Origin of the sequence: Aequoribacter sp. (assembly GCF_965659035.1) — a bacterium.
Lineage (GTDB): Bacteria > Pseudomonadota > Gammaproteobacteria > Pseudomonadales > Halieaceae > Aequoribacter.
The window spans coordinates 1-2,102 of the sequence record NZ_CBFHWH010000158.1; the positions used below are offsets into that span (position 1 = coordinate 1).

Here is a 2,102-nt window from a genome sequence, read left to right on the forward strand (position 1 = left end):
TTGCCATTTATTGGCCTGGGTTTGTGGGTAATAGGTGCCTTAGGGGTGGCTGTTGCGAGCTTGATACAGGCTGCGATATCGCGTCAAAGAGAGTTTCACGCCGATGCGAGCGCCGTGCAATTTACCCGTGACTCGGTTGCCGTGGCTGATGCCTTGAAAGTCATCGGTGGGTATTTGCCGTCAACGCACGTGCAGCTACCGGGGGCGCGTGAGTTTGGGCACGCCTTTTTTGGTGCGGTAACACCTTCTTTTTGGTCTTGGACATCGACCCATCCGCCGATTGAGGAGCGCATAAGACGCATAAGCCCGCGCTGGGATGGACGTTATCTTGAGCGTCCGATGATTCATTATCCTAAAGCGACAATGGGTGCTGATACGCCCGAGAAGGCGCGTATGGCGGCGGCGGCCCTGTTAGCAGGGGGCAATCCAGGGTTCTTGCTGGCAGAGCACTGGGAGCCGATGTCTGACGACGCTTCCCCCGCCGATTGCGATAATTTTGCCGCCTCAAATGAATCGCCACAGGTCTTGGGTGGTGGTTTGGTTGAGCCGCTGGTCGCGTGTGCTGCCTTGGTGGCGGTATTCTTGAGTCGCGACACCGAGGTGCGAGTTAAGCAGCTAGGTCTGGTCGCAGAATCTAAGCTTGAGGGTTTGGCGTCTGAGCTGGTGCATATTGAGCGGCGTGTCACAACTATGCCCGTGACTGACAGGTTAGCGATGGTGGAGTTGGCGTGCGCTACGGTCCGACAGTTATCTTACCCGCAGTACCAAAACTACAAGCTCTTATTAAAAGCGATCATTCGCGCTGATAGCGTGATCGATCTCACTGAGTGGGTGTTGTTTCATCTGATTCTACATTACGTCGAGCCTGAATTCATCAGGTCGGTTTCGAGGTCGCCCAAATACCGGCGCTTACAGCAGGCGAGCAAGCAGGTGATTTGCGTGTTGTCCTTGTTGGCTCATATGGGCAGAGGGGACCCTGAGCTCGCGTTCACCGCAGCGGTTCAAGATTTGGGGTTGCGCAACGCTAACCTACTACCGCTCGCTGAGTGCTCGGTCGCTGATTTTTCCAAAGCCGTTGACGATTTGGGCTTGTTATTTCCCCTTTTAAAGCCTCGCGTCTTGAAGGCGCTGTCAATCGCTGCGCGTTGTGACGACGAGACTTCACCCTTAGAAAGGGAGCTTATCTACGCGGTTGCCGCAGTAATGGACTGTCCTGTTCCGAGTCTGGAGCAATGAAAGTCTGATTGGATTGCCTCGAAAGGCTGAGAAAATGGAGCTGGCGAGAGGAATCGAACCCCCGACCGGCTGATTACAAATCAGCTGCTCTACCTACTGAGCTACGCCAGCCAAATGCGGATCGCAATGATAGGCAAAGCGGCCAAATGATGCAATCTTTCTAGATAAACTTTTTTAAGACTTTTTTGGTTGACAAACACCTGCGACGTCTGGAAAATGTGCCGCCTTTCGGAGGGGTTCCCGAGTGGCCAAAGGGATCAGACTGTAAATCTGACGCGAAAGCTTCGGTGGTTCGAATCCACCCCCCTCCACCATATTCAGGCGTTGTGGTTTGCTCAGGCAAGTTCAGGACGTTGTAAAGTAATACTGGTCGCTCGGCGACTGGTGTTGCGGAAAGCAAATTTGTTGTGCCCATGGCTTGGTAAATTTGAATAGACCCTGCCGTTGCTTCGGTGACCGCGGGGGTTGGTTGCAGACAAGCAAAAAGCTGTTCTGCAGCGGGAAACGGTAGTGCGGGTATAGTTCAATGGTAGAACCTCAGCCTTCCAAGCTGATGATGCGGGTTCGATTCCCGCTACCCGCTCCAAAAGAATAGGAAGTTACAGGCTCATATAGCTCAGTAGGTAGAGCACTTCCTTGGTAAGGAAGAGGTCACCGGTTCAAATCCGGTTATGAGCTCCACTTCCGATAGAATGCAACGGTGGCGGTGCCAGCGTTGTTTTAACAGACGGTTTATGCCGTTAAAACGTAGCTAGCAGCGCTGGTGCAAGATTTAGGAGACTGTCGTAATGGCAAAGGAAAAGTTTGAGCGTAATAAGCCTCACGTAAACGTGGGCACAATTGGTCACGTAGACCATGGTAAAACG

General features: G+C 52.9%; 1 protein-coding gene and 4 tRNA genes. 4 read left to right on the plus strand and 1 reads right to left on the minus strand.

The window, feature by feature from the left end:
• The coding region (locus tag ACTF5Z_RS11970; RefSeq protein WP_438985836.1) for a M48 family metalloprotease at positions 1-1,236 on the plus strand (1,236 nt) is incomplete at its 5' end.
• Between the two features lie 35 nt (positions 1,237-1,271).
• Here the strand turns inward: ACTF5Z_RS11970 and ACTF5Z_RS11975 are convergent.
• Positions 1,272-1,347 (minus strand) — tRNA-Thr (locus tag ACTF5Z_RS11975).
• A 119-nt stretch (positions 1,348-1,466) separates the two neighbouring features.
• Here ACTF5Z_RS11975 and ACTF5Z_RS11980 point away from each other — a divergent pair.
• The 3 genes from ACTF5Z_RS11980 (at position 1,467) to ACTF5Z_RS11990 (ending at position 1,917) form a co-directional block, all read left to right on the plus strand.
• Positions 1,467-1,550, plus strand: a tRNA-Tyr gene (locus ACTF5Z_RS11980).
• A 198-nt stretch (positions 1,551-1,748) separates the two neighbouring features.
• Positions 1,749-1,822 (plus strand) — tRNA-Gly (locus tag ACTF5Z_RS11985).
• A 19-nt stretch (positions 1,823-1,841) separates the two neighbouring features.
• Positions 1,842-1,917 (plus strand) — tRNA-Thr (locus tag ACTF5Z_RS11990).
• The last annotated feature ends 185 nt before the right edge of the window (positions 1,918-2,102 follow it).